The following is a 22,711-nucleotide window of genomic DNA, read 5'->3' on the forward strand; positions in this document are numbered from 1 at the left end:
AGCGAGTGCGCCAGTTCCGTCACCGAACGTTGACGTCAGAAATAACGAATTTCGAACCGCGCGGGTTCCGTTCGGATATCTCGATGGACCATCCGTGTTCCTCGACGACGTCTCGGACGATCGTCAGCCCGAGTCCGGTTCCGTTCGCCGTCGTCGAGTACCCGCTTTCGAACACCTTCTCGCTCTCGTCGGTTGAGATTCCCGGGCCGTCGTCCGCGACGTAAAAGCCGGATTCGTCCTCGAGTTCACCCACGGTGACCGTCACGCCTTCGCCGCCGTGTTCGATCGCGTTTCGGATCAGGTTCTCGAGCAGTTGTCGCAGCCGGCGCGGATTCGCATCGATCGACTGCTCGGTCTCGAGAACGAGTCCGGCGTCGGTCGTCGCCACCACGGACCAGCATGCCTCGGTGAGCGTGGCGAGATCGACCGGTTCCGTCGTTCCGACCTCCTCACCATCCCGTGCGAGAGCCAGAAGAGTGTCGATCAACGACTCCATTCGTTCGTGAGCGTTCGCCACCTCCTCGAAGTGTTCGGTCGCACCCGTCTCGCGGGCAAGTTCCAGACGGCCCGTCGCGACGTTCAACGGATTGCGCAGATCGTGGCTGACGACGCTCGCGAACTGCTCGAGGCGTTGATTCTTGCACTGTAGCGCCTGTTCCCGTTCGGCGTCGGATTCGCTGACCCGGTCGACTCGACCCACGTGTACGTGTCATCCGCTTTCCTGTGTCGAAACTCGACCGTTTCGACGGTGTCTCCATCACGATCGACGATGGTGTGAAACGCAGCCATCACGCGCTCGCGATCCTCGGGATGAATGTAGTGGATAAGCGCGTCGCCGATCAGCGTCCGCTGTTCGTACCCGAAGACGCGTTCGATCGACGGGCTTTCGTACCGGATAGTAGCGTCTTCGTCGAGTACGGTGAGGAGGTTCGTCGAGTGTAACGGGAGTTGCTCGAGCGGAACCGTCGCTCCTGAATCCTCGGATACACGGTGTCCGTCATCCCCACTGCCAGTCACACCCACACATTAGCGGGAGCGTCTATGACTCCTTCGGCTAACGGTCTGGAATCGAAGCAGTATCGGTCCAGTACGAACTATCCGATCGAAACGAAACGCTCGCTCCCGGCTGAATTTCAACGCGTTCCCAACCCCATCTATTTTATGCTTATATCCGCCGAAATATTCGGCGCGGAGTGCCTTCTATCTATTTGTCATCTACCAAAGAAAAGGAGAAGCTCCGGCGGACTCGAGCCTTCGATCAGCCCGTGAGAACACGTCCAGTAGTCTGACTGTGCCAACCTATATGCGCCTATCTCGCATACGGTTAGTCATGCCCAGCGAGGTAGCGACAGCCGATCGATCGCGGTGTCGAAACTGCGGGTTCGAAGCACCGGGCGGCGGCGACGAGTGGATTCGAATCGAGGTTCCGAAACTGGGGCGGATGACTCAGTGTCCGAACTGTGAGAGTACGGACGTCATTACGAGCAGGTGACTCGTTTCGACGACTAGGATAGCTACCGCGGACGACCGTCGGTTCCGGCGGACAGACTCTTGGTTCGCTCGCCCGTAGACTCGAGCGTGTCGAACCCATCCGAAACGGAACTGCCCACGACCGACGAGGAATGGCGAACGCGACTCGACGACGAGGAGTATCGAATCCTTCGCGAATCCGGAACGGAACCGCCCTTCAGCGGCGAGTACGTCGACCACGAAGACGACGGCAGGTACACCTGCGCCGGCTGCGGTGCCGAACTGTTCGACTCCGAGACGAAATTCGAGTCAGGCTGTGGCTGGCCGAGTTTCTTCGACACCGACGACGACCGCATCGAGACGCGAACCGACACCAGCCACGGCATGCGTCGCACCGAAGTCCTCTGTGGGACCTGCGGCGGCCACCTCGGGCACGTCTTCGACGACGGCCCGGAGCCGACGGGCAAACGCTACTGCATCAACTCCGTCGCCCTCGAGTTCGACGACGAGTAACGCAGTAGATCCGAAGTTCTCGGTCGTCTCCCCGATCAACGATCCGCGTCGGCCAGTAACTCACTCGCCGTCACGAGCGACTCCATCTCGACGCCAGCGTCCTCGACGTTCTCGCGTCCGCCTTCCTCGCGGTCGACGACGACGAGCGCACGCTCGACGGTCGCACCCGCCTCGCGAAGCGCCTCGACCGCGTCGACCAGACTCGTTCCGGTCGTCACGATATCCTCGAGCACCACGACCTCGTCGCCGTCCTCGAGTCGTCCCTCGATCAGGTTGCCGGTCCCGTACTCTTTGCGTTGTTTTCGTGCGATGACGTAGGGAACCCCGGCCGCGACGCTCGTCGTCGCAGCCAGGGGGACGCCGCCGAGGGCGACGCCGCCGAGCGTTTCGTCGTCGACGCGCTGTGCGAAGGCGTCCGCGATCGCCTCGAGACAGCGCGCGTCGGTCTCGAAGAGGTATTTGTCGACGTAGTACTCGCTGGTGCCGCCGTGGGAGAGTTCGAACTCCCCGAACTTGACGGCCTCCGCCTCGCGGAGCGCGTCGATGAGTTCCTGGTTGGTCATCGCTCGTAGGGGCGTTCCGAACCGAAATAAGCGGTGTGGAACGCCGCCACCAGGGTTCGCCTCGAGTCCGGAGGTTTTTGTTCGGATGCGAAGAGAGCTAGGCGATGACTCAGTTGCGTGCCGACGAACCGCACCCGGACGCCCGCGCGGTTCTCGAGGCGTATCACTCGACCAGCGTCCCCCCGTTCGACGAGATTTCGCCCGCAGAGGCGCGAACGATGATGGACACGATGTACAGTTCCGAGGAGCCGTCGATCGAACTCGAGTCCGTCTCCGAGCGATCGATCGACGGGGCACGGGGCGAGGTTCCGGTTCGTATCTACGATTCCGGACAGAACACCGCAGGTTCCAGACCGATCATCCTCTACTTCCACGGCGGGGGCTGGGTGGTGGGAAGTCTCGACACCCACGACGAGACGTGTCGAAAGCTGGCCGCTGAATCGGGGTACCCCGTCGTAAGCGTCGGGTATCGCCTCGCACCCGAACACCCCTTCCCCGAGGGACTGACCGACTGCTATCGGGCACTCGAGTGGCTCGCCGGAGCCGCACCGGAACTCGGTGCGGATCCGGATCGGATCGTTCTGGCGGGCGACAGCGCCGGCGGTAATCTGGCGGCTGCGACCGCACTCCTCGCACGCGATCGCGACGGCCCATCGGTCGCCTACCAGCTGTTGCTCTATCCGGTTACGGGCGACGCCTCCGAGACCGACGCCTACGAGGAGAACGCGGATGGGTATCTGCTCACGGCAGACGAGATGGAGTGGTTTCTGAGCCACTACCTCGCTCGGGACGTAGACGAGGGTAACGTCTACGCGCTGCCACGGCGGGCCGCCGACCTCACCGGTCTTCCCCCAGCGACGGTCCTGACGGCCGGTTTCGATCCGCTCCGTGACGACGGTGTGGCGTACGCCGACCGTCTCCAGGACGCCGGCGTTCCGGTTACCCTACGAAACTACGACGATCTGATCCACGGCTTCGTCGGCATGCTCTCGGAGCCGATGGAGATCGAACGAGCCCACGACGCCGTCGACGACGTCGTCGATGACCTCCGGACGGCACTCGAGTAGCGCGATCGTGCCGCGTTCGTTCTCACAGCGTTCACACGCCGGCCGGGTTCACTGCGAGTTCGTCTGACTCTCCGGTGTCGTGACGCGCACTTTCGCGTTCTCGGGGGTCGAGTCATCCTCGATAACGTGACGATCTGGAAGTTCGGGTTCCGGCTCTCGACCGACCGTAAAGAAGCGCTCGGTCCGCGTGAGCTCCGTCGTCGCCGGACTCGGTTTCGTGATCTGTTCGAACTCGATCGCGACGCCTTCCGGCTCGTCAGCGATACGCACCGCGGCCAGTTGATATGACGGATAGAAGACCGGCGGTAGGATACCGATGATGCCGTCCCGGCGGTGGAGTCGCTTGAGCCACGTCCCGCTGTTGACCAACACGCCGCCGTCGACCGTCCGGATCGTCGGTCGGTGAGTGTGACCGTAACAGAAGATCGACGTCTCCGGCTGCTCGTCGAAGACCTCGCGAGCGGCCTCCTCGTACGGCGCTTCGGGGTCGACGGTGAGTTCGGTCTCGAAGACCCCGAAGCGGTCGATCGTCTTCCTGATATCGCGGCGGATGAAATACAGCGGAATGCCGACGAGCAACAACAGGCCGGCGACGCCGATATTGAGCGCGAGAGCGAACCATGCCGCCGTCCCGGCCCTGCCGAACTGACCGAGGAACGTCACGGCCTCGTCGATCGGTATCGACCAGACGCCCACCAGATCGAGCCCGACCACCACCGCGAGAATCGCGCTGATGTTGAACAGCAACAAAAACGGAAACAGCGAGTACCGCAAGAGCGGGTTCATCTCGCGATAGAAGTACTTCGAAAAGAGCCAGACCGGCATCCGTTCGGTCGGCGTCACCGCCTGAACGTCCTTTAACCAGTTGTACCGGCCGCGGTCGGAGAGATGTCCCGCACGGCTCGTAACGAGCGTGTTGTAGTAGTAGCCAAGCGGCGTCGAGTGGGGGTTTCCCCAGTCTTCGATTCGATTGTTGGAATCGCGCTGGTGTCCGTGCTCGAAGTGAATCGCTTGCCCCCCGACCGACCGGTTGATGGACTGCTCCGGGACGAGATCGACGTTGTACGCCCCGAACCGTTCGACGTACTCGTCGTACGCCGCGAGCTCGTGATCGTGGTTCCCCGGCAACAGCGTTATCTGTGTGTTCTCGCCGGTCGCCCGAAGTTGTTCGAACAGCTCAGGATACGTCTCCTCGAGCATCTCGAATTTCTCGATCCCGTCGACCGTCGTGAACTCCCAGAGCCCGAACGCGTCGCCGTTGATTATCAACTCGGCGTTCTCGTCCGTCGTCTCTAATCCCTCGAGAAAGGCGAGCAACTCGTCGAGAAAGTCGACTTCCTCGAGTTGTTCGTCGCCGCCGATGTGAAGGTCACTGATAACGTAGTAGACCCGATCATCGGTTTCTGTGGCCATCGCCCGCAACCTCTGGGTCCATCTAAAAAGGTGTTGTGATCAGACTCACGAGCGCTCTCGGTTTCCGGTCACGGCCTCGCGTTGCTCAACGGCTGCGCCTTTCTCGCGGCTACGCCGCTCGTATTCTCGAGGCTTCGTTCGCGTTGCTCACGGCTTCGCCGCTCGCATTTCTGCGGTTCTCACTCCCTGCGGTCGTTCCGAACCGCACTACGTTCACTCCGCCTCGCCTTTCTCCACGGGTCGGCTTCGCCTCCCCGTTTCGATACGAGGCTTCGTTTACTCAGCCTCGCCTTGCTCACGGCTGCGCCGTTCGCGTTCTCGAGGCGTCGCTCACTACGTTCACTCCGCCTCGCCTTTCTCCACCGGCGCATTAACCAGATTACCCCACTCGGTCCAGGAGCCGTCGTAGTTGACGGTGTCCTCGTAGCCGAGCAGTTCGTGGAGTGCGAACCAGGCGACCGACGACCGCTCACCGATGCGGCAGTAGGCGACGGTCGTCTCGTCGCCGGTGATCTCTTCGTCGGCGTACAGCTCCTCGAGTTCGTCGCGGTCCTTGAAAGTGCCGTCGTCGTTCGTGACTGCCGCCCACGAGATGTTCTTCGCACCGGGGATGTGGCCGCCGCGCTGGGCGGTCTCCTGCAGTCCCGGCGGGGCGAGGATCTCGCCGCTGAACTCCTCGGGCGAGCGGACGTCGACGAGCGGGACGCCACGGTCGATCGCGTTCTCGACGTCCTCGCGGTAGGCGCGGATGTTCTCGCGCGGGCCGGCGGCGTCGTACTCGACCGCAGGGAAGTCGGGGTCGTCGTCGGTCGTCGGATAGTCGTTCTCGAGCCAGTACTCGCGACCGCCGTCTAACAGGTAGACGTCCTCGTGGCCGTAGTACTTGAGCTGCCAGTACGTGTAGGCGGCGAACCAGTTCGAGTTGTCGCCGTAGAGGACGATCGTCGAGTCCTCGCTGATTCCGTGGCTGCCGAGTAGTTCCTCGAAGTCGGCCTTCTCGAGAACGTCGCGTCGCGTCTGGTCTTGCAGCTGTGTCTCCCAGTTGAACCCGATCGCGCCGGGAGCGTGGGCCTCCTCGTATGCTTCCGTGTCGACGTCGACCTCGACCAGCCGGAGGTCGGAGTCGTCGTCTCGGAAGTCCTCGAGTCGGTCTTCGACCCAGTCGGCGGTGACGAGTACGTCGTTGGCGTAGTCAGTTGCCATACTCGAGTACACGGGTGGAAGGGTCATAGAACCATCCTAACCGGACAATTCGGACACGGCTCTACCGTCACGGAGATGGTTGCCGCTACCTCGGACGCCCGATTCGAGGGAAAATTCGACCGCCGTCCACGTCCGCCGGTTTATACTCCCCCCGGACATCTGCGTTGTCAACGGATTCATAGATCGGCACCGAACGAGCAAATATTGCCACAAGCTCGGTACCACGGGGAGACGTGCCGGGAACCGTGCGTTATCACCGCCGGGATGCGTTCGGTCGGTCGATGGACGAATCCGTCGTCGTCTCACCCGACTGGCTGGCAACGCATCTCGAGGAGCCCCGGATACGCGTCGTCGACGTCAGAGACCCCTGGGAGTACGACGGCATCGGGCACGTTCCCGGGGCGGTCAGCATTCCGTTCGAGAGCTACCGCGACGAGAGCGATGTCGACCGCGGGACGCTGCCCGGCCCCGACGCGTTCGCGTCGCTGCTCTCGGAGGTCGGCGTCACCCCTGACGACACGATCGTCGCCTACGACGACACCCACGGTGTCTTCGCCGCCCGATTCGTACTCACGGCCCTCGAGTACGGCCACGACGACGTCCGCCTGCTCGACGGCGATTACAGCGCCTGGAACCGCGCTCACGAGACGACGACCGACGCCCCCGATCCCGGGTCCGCCGAGTACGGGGCCGATCCGCTTGCGCGCGAGGAGAGCCCGCTCGTTGGACTCGAGGCGGTCGAGGACGCCCTCGAGCGCGACGCCGTCTTCGTCGACACGCGCGAACGAGGGGAGTTCGAAGAGGCTCGCTTACCGGGAGCGGTGCGCTTCGACTGGCGTGAGGTGGTCGACGACGAGACGCGACGACTGAAACCCGAGGCCGAACTCGAGGAGCTACTGTCGGACCACGGAATCACCCGCGGGCGCGAGATCGTCCTCTATTGCAACACCGCTCGCCGGATCAGCCACACGTACGTCGTCCTCCGGGCGCTCGGCTACGAGGACGTCGCCTTCTACGAGGGGAGCCTGACGGAGTGGCTGGCGAACGACGGCGAGGTCGAAACTGGAGCCGTCTGATCCGACGCGAGGGGGATTCGTCGTTCGTCGTGTGCGTCGGATTCCGTCGGTCAGGGCGCGTTTCGGCTGTCGCTTCGCTCGAGGATCGCCGGGTTTCGATGGGTTCGGAACGGAGAACCGGGAAGCGACGCTCGGCCGCACCGGCACACAGTGACACCAGTCCGTATCAATCCTCTTCCCAGTAGTACAACTCCTCTCTCGGCGCAGCACACGACGGACAGGTCTCGGGCAGTCTCTCCTCGAGCCGTCCCATCTCGCCGCAGTTCCAGCACCGCCACATGCTGTACCCGCGACCGGCGGAATCGAGCGGCTCGCCGATGGGGATCTCGGTCTCCTCCTTGTTTCTGAGTTCACTGCGTCCTCGGCGGCGCTCGCGTTCGTAACGCATAGTGACCTACGTACGACTCGAGTCGTGTTAAATGGTAACGATGGACGTTCGGCGTGACTGATGCGGACTACTGTCGCTGCTCACGCCGGAGTATAGCGCACCCGCTCGTGGTCCTCGCCAACGACGACGACGAGCGTCGGCTCCGATCGGGTAACGTCGCAGTCGTCGCCGCGTTCGACGGCGAGCGCGAGTTCGTCCGCATCGACGTCGACGGTGAACTGGGCCGTGAGGTCGGCGCTGTATGCATCGTTCCCGCCGACGGCCTCCGGCTGCTGGTAGCTCCCTGGGTCGTACCCCACGTGTACGTGTTCGTCGGCGATTTCGTCCGTCCCGACGACGCAGCCGCGTACGCCGGGCATATCGAGTGGCCGAGTGAAGACGAACTCGTTCGTCGCGGTGACCGTCCCGAGGTGTCTTTCAACTCGAACCGTGTCGCCGCCGGAGGCGTCGTCCGGAACGGTCACGGTGACGCGCTCTTCGAGTTCCGCCCCGTACGAGATACCGCCGCCAGCGACGTCAGCACCGACGAAGACGAGGCTGACGGCGAGCAGCGCGACGACGATCAGGCCCGCGATCCGGAGAGGGACCGCCAACCGGTACTCGCGGACGCCGTAGCCGAGGCCGATGAACAGCGCCGCCGAGACGGCGAGCACCAGAAAGATACCCGTCTCCCAGAGTTGGTAGCGACTGACGACGTACCACAGGAAGACGGCGTAGGTGATCGCCGCGAGCGCGAACGCCACCGGGTCGAGGAGGTCGCGCTCGAGGGCGAGGCCGGCGACGAAGAAGGCGACGAACAGGACGAACAGCAAGGCAGCAGTTACCGTGATCGAGAGCCCGAACACCACGTCGCGGACGAAGTACAGTAGCGCGCCGAGCGCGAACGCGATGCCGAGCGCGTACAGTACTTTCCCGCCGTCGAGGTCGAGGTTCATGGAGGGACACCTAGTCGTATCAGCCGTCCGCAATGAATATTGCGCTGTAGGGGGCGGACAACACGTTCTCCCGGTTTCGCTCGAGCGATCGAGGCGAACCACTGTGGCGTGCGTTCGGTTCGCTCGAGCGCGGCGAGATGGGGTCGGCGTCGCCATCGTGGTCGCCAATATCCTCGAGAAGAAGGCCTCTCTAACAATACTTCGATAAGCAAAGTAGCTTTGGAAAGGAAAGTAACTTCGATAACCGGACCACGTGCTCGATAGTCGAGGGGCGAAGGCGGGACGTCTCCGATCCGACGACGGCCGGCTTGGCCGTTCTCACGCGGTCGCCGAGCGGCGTCGACCGTGAGCGAGCGGGTGGGTAGTTGGCGTAAACCGGATCATACTGAAGCCGTTCCGGGTGTTCCGAATCGACGAGCCTATCATGGTATCACCAGGCAAGCTCCGGGCAGTGAGCAGACTGCAGGACGGAACCCACGACGCGTTCGATCCTGTGATCGACGAGACCGGGGACGTTAGCTATCCTCCCGTCGAGCATCACCTCGACCAGCGGGACGGAAAGGCGATCGACTTCCTCCGGGCGATGGCCGACCGCGGGGTGCTGTCGTCCGAATTCGAGTACAAGGTGTACGTCTGTCCGGACTGTTCCGCGGAGGGAATGCAGTATACCACCGGGTGTCCACACTGCGAGTCGGTTCACGCGACGCGGGAGGCCGCGGTCGTTCATCCGGTATGCGGCGAAACGCTCGGTACCGATCCGCGTGCCGACGCGGATAACACGGTGGAGGGACAGGACGAAGAGCGAGCGGACGGACAGGAATCGCTGTACTGTCAGAACTGCGACGAGGAACTCCCCCCTGAAGATCTGAAACGCGACCACCAGTATCGGTGTCACGGATGTAATGCTGGGTTCGATTCCCCAACGCACCGACTCTGGTGTTGGGACTGTCGGCACACATGTCCTCCTACGGACGCCCGTGAGCAACCGCTCTATCGATACCGTCTGACCGCGACCGGAGATCGATGGGTCGTCGAGCAGGTGGACGGGCGTCGATCGCTCGCGGAGACCTTCGAGGCACGCGGATACGAGACGGCCGTCGATACGACCGTCCCGACGTCGTCGGGCGACGAACGGTCGGTTCACGTGTACGCGGAAGACGACCTCCTCGACGATCGAATCGTCGCCGGAGTCCACGATTCACCGACGCCTGCCGACGTGGAACACCTCGTCGAGGCGGCACGCGAAACCGACGCCCGACCGGTTATCCTCTCGACGGACGGGGCGGCGGACGAACGCGCGGCCGAACTGCTCGACGCGGAGAGCGTAACGGTCGTGCGTGCGACCGGCGGAGAACTCTCCAGAGTACACGGTATCAGCGAGCGGTCTCGGGGGGACAACCGAGTGCTCGAGTGGCTCGGCTCCTTCGTTCCGTCGTCCGCCTCGAGGCGGTGACCGGATCGAACGGTCTGCTGTCCGTTATGCCGGTGAGACCGGCTATCCCCGCCGGTCCGTCGGCACCGCGACGATGCTCCTGCTCGAGGACGACAGCGGGTAAGGTGGGGGCCGAACCCCGCGTGGAGCCGGCCGAGGGCGACGTGTTGCGGGAGGACGAGTCGTAGCTACGAGTCGGCGCTCTCGTTCCGCCTTCGAACGGCCCTGTACGCGAGTGCCGCCGAGACCGCGACCGCTCCGCCGACGACCGCCCCGGCGGGGATCGGCGAGCGCTGGACGATCCTGGTGTAGAGGCTCGTCTCAGCGACGTGGCCCTCGTAGTCGCCGCGCTCCTCGAGATCGCCGGCGGCGTCGTGGAGGCCGTGTTCGTCGCGCGGTCGCGGCGGATCGCCCGTCCGCTGTCGTCTCGAGAAGATCGTCTTCATGAGCGCGTCCATGAGCCGCGGCGCGTGCTGACCGAGGACGGTGAGCTGCTTTCCGCCGCCGCCGACGGTCACTTCCCGCCGGGGGTGTTCGGCGGCGTGCAGGATCGCCCTGGCTGCGGTTTCGGGCGCGTAGACGGGCGGCGGAAGCGTCGCCGCCTCGTCCATGTGATTTTTCGCGTGCGTCGGGTACGGTGTGTCGATCGCGCCGGGTTTGACGAGCGTCACCGAGACGGGCGCACCCTCGTCCTCGAGTTCCATCCGGAGCGCGTCGGTGAACGCCTTGACCGCGTGTTTCGACGCCGAGTAGCTCCCCTGGAGCATCATCGCGCGCTCCGAGACGACGCTGCCGACGTTGACGATCGTCCCGCCCCGCTCGCGCAGGTGGTCGGCCGCCTCGAGCGAGCCGTAAAGCAGCCCCCAGACGTTGGTGTCGAACTGGTCGCGCATCTCCTCGACCGGGACGTCCGCGAGTCTGCCGTAAATGGAGACCGCCGCGCCGTTGATCCACGTGTCGAAGCCGCCGTAGGACTGGCGAGCCGTCTCCGCGATCTCGCGGACGTCGTCTCTGTTTCGAACGTCGGCCACCACGTACTCCGCGTCGCCGCCGTCGTCCTCGATTTCCGCGGTCAGTTCCTCCAGTGCGTCCTCGCTACGGGCGGCGAGCACCAGCTTCGCGCCTCGATCCGCGGCCATGCGCGCGGTCGTCAACCCGATCCCCGACGACGCGCCGGTGACGACGATCACTTGCTCCTCGAGCGGTGTGTGTTCCGTTGTCATGAGCCGTTCTCCGTTCCGGTACCGCACCGACCGGACGCCCGACGCTCGGGGACGGACGATCTTTTCGCCGTCGCCTGTATGTGCGTGGCGGCGGTCGAAAGGCGGCGAACGGATCGAAGCCGATCGGAACGGTCTCTAGACGCCGGTCTCCGTCTCGAGGATCCCGTCGAGCCAGTCGAACGTTCGCTGGTGGAACACCGCTCGCCCCGCGCCCTCGCAGTGGCCGCCGGTCCCGTCGGCGTCTGCGAACTCGACGTACCGCGTGGTCGCCGGAATCGACGCCGCCAGATCGCGAGACTGGACCGCGAGCCGATCGGATTCGTTACCGGCGACGAGCGCGGCGAGCCGCGACCGACTCGGCCGTCCCGAACCACTCGTCGTACCAGCTGTCGTAGTCGCCGTCTTCGATCCGGTGTACGTCAGTACCGGCGCAACCGCGAACCGTCGGCGGCTGCTCGGTGAGTCGTTCCAGCAGACCGTCTCAGCCGCCGACGTCGCGCCAGTCCGGTGCCGTCGAGTACCGGTTCGAAGAAAGTTCGTCGAACGCCGCGTAGACGACCTCCGAGAGCGCCGGGTGGACGTGGACCGGTTTCGCGACGTCGTCGACGGTGCCGGACCCGCGCTCCATCGCGACCACGACCTCCTGGATCAGAATCGACGCCTGCGGGCCGACGACGTGACAGCCCAGGATCTCGCCGTTCGGCGAGGCGAGCACCTTCACGAAGCCGTCGACCTCGAGGACGACCCCGAGCGGCGCGACGTCGAACGGGACCGTCGTCGACTCGTACTCCCGGTCGGCGTTCTCGAGTTCGTCCTCCGTCTCCCCGACGCTGGCGACCTGCGGCGAGGTGAAGATCGCGCGGGGCATCGCCTCGTACTCGACCTCGTGGCCGGCGTCCTCGAGGACGTTCGCCGCGACGACGCGGGCCTCGTAATCCGCCGCGTGTTTGAACGGCTGCTCGCCCAGGACGTCCCCCAGCGCCCAGACGCCGTCACAGGCCGTCTCGAGGATCGAATCGGTCTCGACGTATCCCCGACCGTCGGTCTCCACGCCCGTCTCCTCGAGATCGAGCGTGTCCGTGTTTGGCCGACGGCCGGTCGCGAGCAGGAGGCGATCCGCCTCGAGGTCGACCGATTCGCCTCGGCCTTCTCCGTCTGGCGACTCGTCTTCGCCGTCGCCGTTTTCCCCCCGCTCGGCAGTCACGACGACTCCGCCGTCTTCCGCTTCGACCGCCGCCGCCTCGTGGCCCGCGTAGACGTCGCAGTAGCGCTCGAGTGACTCGGTGACGAATTCGCTGATCGCACCGTCCTCGCGCGGGACGAGGACGTCGCTGCGTCCGATCAGCGAGACGTCGGCACCTAACGCGCCGAAGAAGTAGCCCAGTTCGGCCCCGATGTAGCCCCCGCCGACGATCACGATCGAGTCCGGTCGCTCGTCCAGGAAGAGCGCGTCGTCGCTGGTCAGAAAATCGACGGCCCCGAGGCCGTCGATCGGCGGAATCAGCGGGCGACTTCCGACCGCGACGACGACGTGATCGCCCCGGATCGGGTCCGGGACGTCCCCATCGGTTTCGTCCCCGTTCGAATCGACCGCGAGCGTCCGTTCGTCGACGAACCGCCCCTCGCCGCGGTACAGCGCCACGCCGTCGGCTTCCTCGAGGCTCCGTTCCTGGCGGGCGGCCCTTTCGTACACCCAGTCGCGGATCGAAGACGTGATCTCGGCGTACGCGACTCCCTCCAGCGCGGCGTCGAGTCCGATCTCGGGGGCTCGCCGTAGCTCCTCGGCCACGTCCGCGCGGTGGATCAACGCTTTCGAGGGCACACAGCCCCGCGTGATGCAGGCCCCGCCGAGCGGACCGCGTTCGATCACGGCCGCCTCGAGGCCGCTGTCGGCCGCGGCGGTCGCGACCTGACTACCAGACCCGCCGCCGATCACGACGATATCGTACTCCGTCATGGATCACGTAACCACGGACGGCGTGGTAAAACGGCCGTGTGCTGTCGCCGGGCGCTCGAGTCGGTCCGACTCGAGGAGTGACACCGACCGAGTCACAACCGTACGGGTTGCCGTCCCGACCGTCCGGTGGGCTCGGAGACAGGTCGCAATCTCTGATACGATATACTGTCCGTCATTGCCTGCGCACCCACGACCCGGGCGGCGGGTGCAGCGGTGGACTCGCTGCACTCCTCCACCGAGATTCGTCTCACACGGTTCGACTCACCGCCGGTACATCGGTACAGCGATCCATACGAGCTGGAGGGAGTATAGATTCCACCCAGAGGTGTTATATTACTGCAGACCGAACGGGTGAGTATGGTTGACCCTCGGTCGCCCGATCCGTACGACGATATCAACGAGGCGGTTAGATCGGAATGGGAGGCGGAGACAACGCCGGCAGAACGGGTCAAGAACGTCATCCGTCACACGTACACCCCAGTGACTGCTGGAGCGGTTGCGGATGACGCACAAACGACTCCGAAGACCGCACGGAAGCATCTGGAAGCGCTGGCAGAAGACGGGTTCGTCACCACGACGCAGGGAAAACGCGGCGCAACGCTCTACCGGCGATCAAACGAGTCCCTGGTCACCGAACGCGCCAATAGACTCCTTTCTGAACGTTCGGTTGAAGAACTCACTACTCGCGTTGCGGAGTTGCAAGAGGAGATACAGGAGTATCGGGAGACACACGGCGTTGATTCGCCCGAGGAACTCGTTGTTCGTCTTGGGAACGAAGCACTCGACAATTCTGACTCTGATACCCGCGTGGATCGATCTGTGGTAACGGAGTGGCAGACAACTCGTCGGAATTTAGCCTTCGCTACTGCCGCCGTCTCAATTGGAAAGGCAACTGATTACATCGCTGAAAGCCGTTCAAACTCGACGCAAGCGGTCAATTCACACTAGTTAATGGCGAACAACGATGACGTTTCTCACCGGCTTCGAGGAGCAATTGACGGCGATGTCCTCTTCACGATTCGTGATGAGTTCCTCCGGCAGGCACCACTAGCGACGGCGACGGTTGACGATATGGTCAGTCCATCAGTACTGATGGTAGAGCTAACCGCCGGTCTACAGGACGAATCTACTGGTCGATTCGAAACTCAATGGACAATCGAAGGAGACTACAAATTTCACTACACAGAAGACGATCTCGATTTTCGGTGGGGTCATCACCCACACGGAGGCGACTACAACGTTCAAGGGGACGCGCATTTTCATCCGCCGCCGAACGCATCAAGCCATCCAAACGACATCGAACCATCGTGTTTCACCGTCCACCGCCCGAAGTTAGTCACCAGAGGGGTACTCAAGAACTGGCACGCAGCGTACCACGACGGTCCTGACGAACTCAACAGTCCCGAATACACCGGGTGACCGCTCGGCAATCTTGATGAGCAGTGAACCGTTCTCTCGAATAGTATCCCGGGCGGCGGGCGCACCGGTACAGCAATCCGTCTCAGAGCCAGTCGTCGCCCGTCTCGTCCGCGGTCGCTTCCCTGTACGACTCGACGGCCGCGGCAAGATTCTCGAGGGCCTTCTCCGGCGTCTGGCCCTGACTCGAGACCTCCGTCACTTCGTCGTCGGCGATGTGGAGGCCGTGATCGTTTTCGTACACCGTGACCTCGGCGTCCTCGAGGGCGGGGTAGTCGGCGGGATCGACGTCTGCGTCCGAACTCATAGGGGTTGGTTGTTCGGGTCGGCTGAAATACCCTCCGACGCCGACGACGAACCGGTCGGTCGCCCGGCTGGCACGAACGAGACCTGTCGGCAGTAGAAAAAACCTTTAACGCCGTCGTCCCGTAGATCGATCAAATGGTACTCGACGATCTCGGGAGTTCGCTGCGGGATACCCTCGACAAACTCCGCGGGAAGTCGCGACTCAGCGAGGAGGACGTCGAGGAGATCGTCAAGGAGATCCAGCGATCGCTGCTCTCCGCCGACGTCGACGTCTCGCTCGTGATGGAGTTGTCGGACAGCATCAAAGAGCGCGCGCTCGAAGAGGAGCCCCCCGCCGGCACTCCCGCGCGCGATTTCGTCCTCCGAATCGTCTACGAGGAACTGGTCGGTCTCATCGGAGAATCGACTGAGTTGCCCCTCGAAGAGCAGACCATCCTCTTGGCGGGGCTGCAGGGATCCGGTAAAACGACCTCCGCCGCCAAGATGGCCTGGTGGTTCTCGACGAAGGGGTTACGACCCGCGGTCATCCAGACCGACACCTTCCGGCCCGGCGCCTACGATCAGGCAAAGGAGATGGCGAGCCGCGCCGAGGTCGACTTCTACGGCAACCCGGACAACGACGATCCGGTCGATATCGCACGCGAGGGGCTCGAGGAGACGAGCGAGGCGGACGTCCACATCGTGGACACCGCGGGTCGCCACGCGTTAGAGGACGACCTGATCGACGAGATCGAAGAGATCGAAGCCGTCGCCGATCCGGACACCTCGTTGCTCGTCCTCGACGCGGCGATCGGCCAGGGTGCAAAGGATCAGGCGAAGCAGTTCGACGAGTCCGTCGGCATCGACGGCGTCGTCATCACGAAACTCGACGGGACCGCAAAGGGTGGCGGTGCGCTGACGGCGGTCGATCAGACCGATTCCTCGATCGCCTTCCTCGGGACCGGCGAAGAGGTCCAGGACGTCGAGCGCTTCGAGCCCGACGGCTTCATCTCGCGGCTGCTCGGGATGGGCGACCTCGGTCAACTCGCAGAGCGCGTCGAGCGCGCGATGGCCCAGACCGACATCGAGGAGGACGACTGGGACCCGGAGGACATGCTGAAGGGGAACTTCACCCTGAACGACATGCAAAAGCAGATGGAGGCGATGAACAACATGGGTCCGCTCGATCAGGTCATGGATATGATCCCCGGTTTCGGCGGCGGGATCAAAGATCAGTTGCCCGACGACGCGATGGACGTCACGCAGGATCGGATGCAGACGTTCAGCGTCGTTATGGATTCGATGACGGACGCCGAAAAGGAGTATCCCAAAGCCGTCGGTGCGAGCCAGGTCGAACGCATCGCCCGCGGCTCCGGAACGAGCGAGGACGACGTCCGCGAACTGCTCCAGCAGTACAAGATGATGGAAAAGACGATCAAGCAGTTCCAGGGAATGGGCTCCGACCAGGAGATGCAGCGGATGATGAAACAGATGCAACAGCAAGGCGGTGGCGGCGGAATGGGCGGCATGGGACCGTTCTGATCGGGTCGGTATCGATTCCGTCCCTGACCGGAAGCCGCGTTCTCCGTTCGACGACCGTCCTGGCAGGGTGATAGTCGTCGCTTCGCGACTGGATACGTTGAAGTCCCTCGAGTCGCATCCTCGAGTCGAATGAACCGACGACGGTATCTGGCCGGCTGGGCCGCCGCGCTGGCGGCGTTCGCGGGTTGTCTCGACGGCGACGGGAACGGGGAGGCGAACGTCGACGATCGAACCGGCGAACGGGCGCTCAGCCGAGGGATCGGCCAGTTGAACGACGCAGCGATCGCGTTGCAGATCGAAGACGAACTGGCGGAGCCCGAGTCCGTCGACTTCGATCCCGACACGCCGCGGACGCACCTCTCGACTGCGCGCGATCACCTCGAAACCGCCGAAGCTGAACTCGAGGACGAACGAGCCGGCGATATCGACGAGCTTCGGCGCTACGCGACGGTGCTCGAGGCGGCAATCGACGTGGCCGGGACGGTCACCGACGAGGCGCTCTTCGAGGAAATCGAGCGCATCGAAACGGCACTCGCGGACGGCGGCGACGAGCACGACCGCGAGACCACAACCGAACTCCTCGACGATCGAATCGAAGCGCTCGAGACGGCCGGCGACCGTCTCACCGACGCGAAGGCGGCGATCGAAGCCATCGACGAGGGCCGATACGAGTCCCTCGAAACCGTCGATCTCACCGACGTCGAGTCGGGCGTCTCGACGCTCGAGGCGGTCGTTATCAGCCAGTCGGCGCTCGCCTCGGGCTACGACGCGACGCTCGAGGGAGACGACGACCTGGATCGAGGACGAGCGTACGCCGACGACGGCTCACACGGCGATGCCGAAGCCGCATTTCTCGACGCGAAAGCGTCGTTCGAAACCGCGACGGAAACGTTCGAAGGCGGCTCGGACGACGCGCCCGACGGGCTCGAGGGCTACTTCGAGACGGCGCTGTGTCGGAGCAACCACCTGACGGACGCCGCGGCGAACTTCGCGAACGCGTCGGCCGCCGCGGACGACGGCGATGTCGTCGCCGCCGGTCAGTACCGGGACGACGCCGAGGACGCCCTCGACGCCGCGGCGTCCTGTGGGGAGTAAGTCGAGATCGTAGGTCGTCGTTCTGGAGACGAACGCCGATTGCCGGTCTCGAGACGAGCGATAACGAGCAGTCTCGAGACGAACGCCGATGTGCGTTCTCGAGACGGTCAGTGATGATCGCGCGGGGAAGAGTCACCGCCACGATCCTGTACACCGTCCGCGACCATCCGTGCGACTCGCGCTCTCGCTCGTCGTTCGACCGAGCGCGCATCGAACACCTCTCGGGCGGTTTCGGCCGCCGCTGGATCGACCTCGAAGGAGAGCCGAGGGTACTCGACGTCCGTCAGCACGAGCGGCTCCGGCGGGGCGGGCTGGATTCCCTCGTGGCCGGGGAGCGACTCCGGGGCGAACACGCGGTCGATCTTTTCCGGTGGGGACTCCCCGGAGCCGACCGCGCTCGCGAGCGAGACGAGCCGACGGACGAGTTCGCGGGCGAAGCCGGACGCGGTCACGGTCACGACGAGAAAGTCGCCGTCCCGCCTCGACTCGAGCGTCGGTGAGCGCTCGGTGTTCCGATCGTCGGGCGTCAGGTTGTGGACGTCGTGAGGTCCCGACAGAGCCTCGCAGGCGGCGGCGAACCGATCGTCGTCGACCGCCGGCGCGTGGAGGTGATACGTGTACTCCCGTCGGCTCGCGTGGTGGGTCGCGTGAAAGTCGTCGGGGGCGCAGGCAGACGCCCACGAGCGGATAGAACCGGGGAGTTCGCCGTTCAGCGCTCGCGGCGTGAGCCACTCGGGCGACTCGAGTCCGATCGTCTGGGCGAGCGCGGAGACGCCGGCGTCGGTCCGTCCGGCGGCCGCGTATCCGTCGGGTTTTCTCGCGTCGGATCCGAGGACGCCGAGCGATCGGAGCGCGTCGAAAATCGCGTTCTCGACGGTTGGGACGTCGGGCTGGCGCTGATAGCCCGCGTATTCGGTGCCGTCGTAGGCGATCCGGAACGCTCGCATCGACATTCTCGAGGGGGGCCACCGTGTTAGTCCCGTCGACTGCCGTCGTCGAAGCGGCGAGTCCGCCCCGTCATACGGTCTATTGTAACGATTTACCGGCGCGTTCGACGACGACGACCGACACCGTCAACTCCCTGCACTCTCCGGGCCGGCGGCCTTCCCTCCGTAAAGTGGAGTTGCCCTACCCATGGACTCATCCAGCGGACGTGATGTAGAGTCACACGAACCCGTCCGGAACGTCGTTCTGGTCGTTCTCGACACCGCCCGTGCCTCGAGCGTCGATTTGAGCGCCACGACGGACCGACCGCGAACGCGTTCCGGACCACCCGAGGAGTTGCCGACGCCGACGCTGAACCGTCTCGCAGCGGACGGAACGGCGTTTGAGCACGCCGTCGCGACCGCGCCGTGGACGCTACCGTCGCACGCGTCGATGTTTACGGGACTGTACCCATCCGAGCACGGGACTCACGGCGACCACACGTACCTCGATCCGACGCTTCGGACGCTCCCGGAAGCGTTCTCCGATGCCGGGTTTCGAACGATCGGCGTCTCGAACAACACCTGGATCACCGAGGAGTTCGGCTTCGACCAGGGGTTCGACGACCTCCGGAAGGGGTGGCAGTACCTCCAGTCGGAGGCCGATATGGGGGCCGTCGTCCGCGGCGAGGATATCCGCGAGAAACTCGAGGCGACCCGGAACCGACTGTTCGACGGCAACCCGGTCGTTAACGCGGCTAACATCCTCTACAGCGAGGTGTTCAAGCCGTCGGGCGACGACGGGGCGGATCGGTCGACGTCCTGGATCGCGAACTGGCTGGAGAGTCGAAGGGGAGATCGACCCTTCTTCCTGTTCTGTAACTTCATCGAGCCTCACGTCGAGTACGATCCCCCTCGAGCGTACGCCGAGCGGTTCCTTCCCGACGGTGCGAGCTACGAGGAGGCGACGGCGATCCGACAGGACCCCCGTGCGTTCGACTGCGAGGACTACGAGATTACGGAACGGGAGTTCGACATGCTCAGGGGGCTCTACCGTGCCGAGCTCGCCTACGTCGATCGACAGGTCGGTCGCCTCCGAAACGCACTCGAGGACGCTGGCGAGTGGGACGACACCCTGTTCGTCGTCTGTGGCGACCACGGCGAACACATCGGTGAACACGGGTTTTTCGGTCACCAGTACAACCTCTACGACACGCTGATCCATGTCCCGCTCGTCCTCCACGGCGGCCCGTTTACGGACGGCGGTCGCCGGGACGATCTCGTCCAGCTGCTCGACCTCCCGGCGACGCTGCTCGAGACGGTCGACGTCGACGATCCCCAGCTCCGCGAACAGTGGTCGAGTCGGTCGATGCATCCGGCGGCTCGAGACCCGCCACGGGAGGCCGTGTTTGCCGAGTACGTCGCCCCGCAGCCGTCGATCGATCGACTCGAGGCACGCTTTGGCGAGGTGCCGGACCGCGTCCGCGAGTTCGACCGCCGGCTCCGGGCCGTCCGCACAGCCGAGTACAAGTACGTTCGCGGCGACGACGGGTTCGAGCGCCTCCACGACGTGGTGGACGATCCGTTCGAGCGAACCGATCTCGCCGCGAACGAGCCCGAACGGGTGCGGTCACTCCGAGGACGACTGGAGAACCGATTCGAGCCGCTCGAGTCGGCCGGGTCAAACGAGGCGATCGACATGCGCGACGGGACCAAAGAACGGCTCGCGGATCTCGGGTATCTGTGAACCGACGCGGGCGGCTCGCGTTCAGCGCGTCCGGCGGCGGGTTCCGATTTCAAGCGGAAAGCTGTACACGGACACCGGTTTCCGTGTTCGATCGAAACCGCCGGCCGTGTCCCCCGCACCGTCCGCCTCGACGGACTCGTTTCCGACTCAGGCTCGCTACGACAGCGAGGACGACGAACTGATCTTCACGGTCGACGCCTTCCCGGCCGATATCGACGACGTCGCGGTCGCGGTCGGCTCGAGGCGACTCCGAATTCGGATCGGTCCCGGGAGCGAAACCGGCGGTGTTCGGTACGAGCGAATCGTCACGTCACCGCCACGCCGAACCTTCACCGACGAACGCGAGGCCGTTTACAACAACGGCGTCCTGACCGTCACGGTCGGGGCCGCCGGTGGACGAGACCGATAGCGCCGACGCGGTTTCGACGGACGCGCTCGCCTGCAGCACGCTTTTGCATACCGGTCCGATACGGACGCTATCGTTGCTCTGAGATGGCCGATCTCGACTCCACGATCGCTCGTCGCGATAGCCGACGTCAGGACGGATTCGTGCCGTTTTTTCGACGGTACACGAAAACCTGGGTCCACGCCGTCGCGACTGCCGGACTGACGGCGTTCGGAACGTTGACGTTCGTCCACCGCTGGTTCGTCGCCCTCGCGCTCGCCTCGTACGTCGTCCCGCCGGCGGTACTCTACGTCCAGCAATCCGGCGACGACGTCGGGAAGGTATCGGACGACACCGCCGAGACTGCCACGGCGGCAAACGAACGCGAGATAAGCGCCGACGAGTCCGAATCCGACACTCACGACACACGGGACGACGAAACCGACTCCCAGGACGACGAACCAAAGGAAACGGACGGCCCGTCCGTTCGCTGGCGGTCGGTCGATTTCGACGCGGACGCGACGCTGTTCGACGTCGTCATCACCGAACGCGACGTCGCGTACGCCGTCGGAGCGGGCGGGATCGTCGGTACCGATGGCGGGACGGAGTCGTGGTCCATCCTTCTCGAGGACGGCCCGAGCGCGAGTGCGAACGACCTGTGGGGCGCGGACGCGACCGACGACGGCGATGCGGTCTGGGTCGCCGGAAACAGCGGCGCAGTCGGTCGTCTCGACGTCGGTTCGGGTCGTCACACCGACTACACGGCACCGCGAGAGATCACGGATAACATACTCGGAGTCGCCGCCGGCGGCTCCGCCGGCGAGGAAACCGTCCTGCTCATAACCGGATCCGGTGCGGTTATCCGCGGCCGATATCGCGACGGCGGGCCCGAGTGGAACGAGCCGCTGAAACCCGGCGGTGGCTCGAGTCTGAGCGCGGTCGTCCTCGTGGACGGATCGACCGGCTATTGTTGTGACACCAACGACGGCGTCTTCGCGACCGACGACGGCGGGGAGTCGTTCACTCGGATCGGCCCCGCGGGGGCGGACGGGACGCTCGAGGGCGTCGCCGCTGATGACCGTCTCGAGCCGATGGTCTGTGCCGACGACGGCGTCGTCCGCCGCTTCGACGGTTCGACGTGGACTCCGGAACGCGTCGTCGATGGTTCGCTTTCCGGGATCGATCACCGGAACGGACGAACGGTCGCCTGTGACACGGACGGGGGGATCCACGAGCGGCGTTCCGATGAGCGCTCGAAACCGCCGTCCTGGGAGCACTTCGACACCGACGCGGCCGCGGTTCTGGCCGTCTCGATCGGTCCCGAGCGATCGGTCGCCGTCGGAGAGGGCGGAACCGTGCTCCGTCGAACCGACTCTCGAGCGTAGCACCACACGTGATCTGCGAACGTCGTCTGCGAAGGGACACGCGCGAAGACGCACGGTTCCCGGCGAACCGATGACCGACACGAACCTCCTCCGCGAGTAGCGGCGGGAACGTCTCGAGAGACGGACCGGTCCCTCGGTGGGCGTAACGACTTAGTTGCCGTGTTTCGATGTCGCAACTATGGTCTCCCGCAGAACGATGCTCGCGATTTCCGGTCTCGGAATCGTCGCGACGTCGGGCTGTCTCGGTGAGGACGGCGGCGATGGGGAAAGTGGGTCCGACGTGGCGGCCAGAAATCCCGAGGCACCGCTCGTGACGACGACGGACGACGGAAACGACGAACTCGTCCTCGCGACGTACGGTGACGTCGTCGAGGTCTCTACCGTCGACTACAACGATCAGCAGGGCCGTTACTACGTCCCGATCGGGTTGACCGAGGAGGCGACCGACTCCTTCGTCGACGACCTCGAGTCGATCGGAGCGTTCGACGCGCCGTCGGAACGGGAGCTTGCGATTCACGCAGCCGACGAGGTCGTCGATACGCCGGTGATCGGACGGTCACTCGCGGATGCGATGCAGGCGGGCGAGTGGGACGGCTCCCTCCAGATCGGTTCGGCGGACGAAGGGACGCTGCTTGATCTGCGCTCAGAGCTCGACATCGAGTAGATCGCCACGTAGCAGCAAATCGCCTCGCA

24 protein-coding genes are annotated in these 22,711 nt (G+C 64.5%); 13 read left to right on the forward strand and 11 right to left on the reverse strand.

The window, feature by feature from the left end:
- Positions 1–19: 19 nt before the first annotated feature.
- Both EA462_RS01395 and EA462_RS17505 read right to left on the reverse strand, forming a co-directional pair.
- Positions 20–583: a sensor histidine kinase gene (locus EA462_RS01395; protein WP_243641353.1), complete on the reverse strand. Its 564-nt coding sequence runs from the start codon at positions 581–583 to the stop codon at positions 20–22.
- The gene (locus tag EA462_RS17505) at positions 580–1,017 is read right to left on the reverse strand and encodes a PAS domain-containing protein (protein WP_243641338.1); all 438 of its coding nucleotides are present in this window, start codon (positions 1,015–1,017) and stop codon (positions 580–582) included. The genes EA462_RS01395 and EA462_RS17505 overlap by 4 nt, the downstream gene beginning before the upstream one ends.
- A 313-nt stretch (positions 1,018–1,330) precedes the next feature.
- On the opposite strand from EA462_RS17505, the gene EA462_RS17135 reads away from it, so the two are divergent.
- Positions 1,331–1,492, forward strand: coding sequence for a hypothetical protein (locus tag EA462_RS17135; RefSeq protein WP_165872002.1), 162 nt, complete (start codon positions 1,331–1,333; stop codon positions 1,490–1,492).
- A gap of 86 nt (positions 1,493–1,578) precedes the next feature.
- On the forward strand, positions 1,579–1,983 hold the full coding sequence (gene msrB, locus EA462_RS01405) for a peptide-methionine (R)-S-oxide reductase MsrB (protein ID WP_124176786.1): 405 nt from the start codon (positions 1,579–1,581) through the stop codon (positions 1,981–1,983).
- Positions 1,984–2,018: 35 nt separating this feature from the next.
- On the opposite strand, the gene pyrE is transcribed toward msrB, so the two are convergent.
- On the reverse strand, positions 2,019–2,546 hold the full coding sequence (gene pyrE, locus EA462_RS01410) for an orotate phosphoribosyltransferase (RefSeq protein WP_124176787.1): 528 nt from the start codon (positions 2,544–2,546) through the stop codon (positions 2,019–2,021).
- A gap of 104 nt (positions 2,547–2,650) precedes the next feature.
- Here pyrE and EA462_RS01415 point away from each other — a divergent pair, with 104 nt between their 5' ends.
- Entirely contained in the window at positions 2,651–3,613 is a 963-nt protein-coding gene (locus EA462_RS01415) for an alpha/beta hydrolase (protein WP_124176788.1), read from the forward strand.
- Positions 3,614–3,661: 48 nt separating this feature from the next.
- Here the strand turns inward: EA462_RS01415 and EA462_RS01420 are convergent, their stop codons facing one another.
- Together EA462_RS01420 and EA462_RS01425 are read right to left on the reverse strand one after the other, a co-directional pair.
- Entirely contained in the window at positions 3,662–5,026 is a 1,365-nt protein-coding gene (locus tag EA462_RS01420; RefSeq protein ID WP_124176789.1) for a metallophosphoesterase, read from the reverse strand.
- A 339-nt stretch (positions 5,027–5,365) separates the two neighbouring features.
- A complete protein-coding gene (locus EA462_RS01425; RefSeq protein WP_124176790.1) occupies positions 5,366–6,229 on the reverse strand; it encodes a sulfurtransferase in 864 nt (287 codons plus the stop codon).
- A 281-nt stretch (positions 6,230–6,510) separates the two neighbouring features.
- Between EA462_RS01425 and EA462_RS01430 the strand changes: the two genes are divergently transcribed.
- On the forward strand, positions 6,511–7,305 hold the full coding sequence (locus tag EA462_RS01430; RefSeq protein WP_124176791.1) for a sulfurtransferase: 795 nt from the start codon (positions 6,511–6,513) through the stop codon (positions 7,303–7,305).
- A 166-nt stretch (positions 7,306–7,471) separates the two neighbouring features.
- On the opposite strand, the gene EA462_RS01435 is transcribed toward EA462_RS01430, so the two are convergent.
- Together EA462_RS01435 and EA462_RS01440 are read right to left on the reverse strand one after the other, a co-directional pair.
- A complete protein-coding gene (locus EA462_RS01435) occupies positions 7,472–7,693 on the reverse strand; it encodes a DUF7130 family rubredoxin-like protein (RefSeq protein ID WP_124176792.1) in 222 nt (73 codons plus the stop codon).
- An 80-nt stretch (positions 7,694–7,773) separates the two neighbouring features.
- A complete protein-coding gene (locus tag EA462_RS01440; RefSeq protein ID WP_124176793.1) occupies positions 7,774–8,628 on the reverse strand; it encodes a hypothetical protein in 855 nt (284 codons plus the stop codon).
- Positions 8,629–9,079: 451 nt separating this feature from the next.
- Here EA462_RS01440 and EA462_RS01445 point away from each other — a divergent pair, with 451 nt between their 5' ends.
- Positions 9,080–10,081: a TackOD1 domain-containing metal-binding protein gene (locus EA462_RS01445; protein WP_124176794.1), complete on the forward strand. Its 1,002-nt coding sequence runs from the start codon at positions 9,080–9,082 to the stop codon at positions 10,079–10,081.
- 167 nt (positions 10,082–10,248) lie between these two features.
- Here the strand turns inward: EA462_RS01445 and EA462_RS01450 are convergent, their stop codons facing one another.
- Together EA462_RS01450 and EA462_RS01455 are read right to left on the reverse strand one after the other, a co-directional pair.
- A complete protein-coding gene (locus tag EA462_RS01450; protein WP_124176795.1) occupies positions 10,249–11,283 on the reverse strand; it encodes an SDR family oxidoreductase in 1,035 nt (344 codons plus the stop codon).
- Positions 11,284–11,764: 481 nt separating this feature from the next.
- A complete protein-coding gene (locus tag EA462_RS01455) occupies positions 11,765–13,240 on the reverse strand; it encodes a dihydrolipoyl dehydrogenase (RefSeq protein ID WP_124176796.1) in 1,476 nt (491 codons plus the stop codon).
- Positions 13,241–13,597: 357 nt separating this feature from the next.
- On the opposite strand from EA462_RS01455, the gene EA462_RS01460 reads away from it, so the two are divergent.
- Positions 13,598–14,188 (forward strand): DUF7342 family protein, encoded by a 591-nt coding sequence (locus EA462_RS01460; RefSeq protein WP_124176797.1) that lies wholly within the window; start codon positions 13,598–13,600, stop codon positions 14,186–14,188.
- Positions 14,189–14,191: 3 nt separating this feature from the next.
- Complete coding sequence (locus EA462_RS01465; protein WP_124176798.1) at positions 14,192–14,659, forward strand: hypothetical protein; 468 nt, start codon at positions 14,192–14,194, stop codon at positions 14,657–14,659.
- A gap of 82 nt (positions 14,660–14,741) precedes the next feature.
- Here the strand turns inward: EA462_RS01465 and EA462_RS01470 are convergent, their stop codons facing one another.
- Entirely contained in the window at positions 14,742–14,963 is a 222-nt protein-coding gene (locus EA462_RS01470) for a type II toxin-antitoxin system HicB family antitoxin (protein WP_124176799.1), read from the reverse strand.
- Positions 14,964–15,097: 134 nt separating this feature from the next.
- Between EA462_RS01470 and EA462_RS01475 the strand changes: the two genes are divergently transcribed.
- Together EA462_RS01475 and EA462_RS01480 are read left to right on the forward strand one after the other, a co-directional pair.
- Positions 15,098–16,483 carry a signal recognition particle protein Srp54 gene (locus EA462_RS01475; RefSeq protein WP_124176800.1) on the forward strand — a complete coding sequence of 462 codons (1,386 nt, stop codon included), beginning with the start codon at positions 15,098–15,100 and terminating at the stop codon, positions 16,481–16,483.
- A gap of 129 nt (positions 16,484–16,612) precedes the next feature.
- Entirely contained in the window at positions 16,613–17,578 is a 966-nt protein-coding gene (locus EA462_RS01480) for a hypothetical protein (protein WP_124176801.1), read from the forward strand.
- Between the two features lie 107 nt (positions 17,579–17,685).
- Here EA462_RS01480 and truA read toward each other — a convergent pair whose 3' ends face one another.
- Entirely contained in the window at positions 17,686–18,531 is an 846-nt protein-coding gene (gene truA / locus EA462_RS01485) for a tRNA pseudouridine(38-40) synthase TruA (RefSeq protein WP_124176802.1), read from the reverse strand.
- Between the two features lie 181 nt (positions 18,532–18,712).
- Here truA and EA462_RS01490 point away from each other — a divergent pair, with 181 nt between their 5' ends.
- From EA462_RS01490 to EA462_RS01505, 4 genes are all read left to right on the forward strand, one after another.
- Positions 18,713–20,248 carry a sulfatase gene (locus EA462_RS01490; protein ID WP_124176803.1) on the forward strand — a complete coding sequence of 512 codons (1,536 nt, stop codon included), beginning with the start codon at positions 18,713–18,715 and terminating at the stop codon, positions 20,246–20,248.
- 106 nt (positions 20,249–20,354) lie between these two features.
- The gene (locus tag EA462_RS01495) at positions 20,355–20,657 is read left to right on the forward strand and encodes an Hsp20/alpha crystallin family protein (protein WP_124176804.1); all 303 of its coding nucleotides are present in this window, start codon (positions 20,355–20,357) and stop codon (positions 20,655–20,657) included.
- Between the two features lie 83 nt (positions 20,658–20,740).
- Complete coding sequence (locus EA462_RS01500; protein ID WP_124176805.1) at positions 20,741–22,018, forward strand: WD40/YVTN/BNR-like repeat-containing protein; 1,278 nt, start codon at positions 20,741–20,743, stop codon at positions 22,016–22,018.
- 178 nt (positions 22,019–22,196) lie between these two features.
- Positions 22,197–22,682, forward strand: a complete 486-nt coding sequence (locus tag EA462_RS01505) for a hypothetical protein (RefSeq protein ID WP_124176806.1) — start codon at positions 22,197–22,199, stop codon at positions 22,680–22,682.
- Positions 22,683–22,711: the final 29 nt, after the last annotated feature.

It is taken from the genome of Natrarchaeobius halalkaliphilus (genome assembly GCF_003841485.1).
GTDB lineage: Archaea > Halobacteriota > Halobacteria > Halobacteriales > Natrialbaceae > Natrarchaeobius > Natrarchaeobius halalkaliphilus.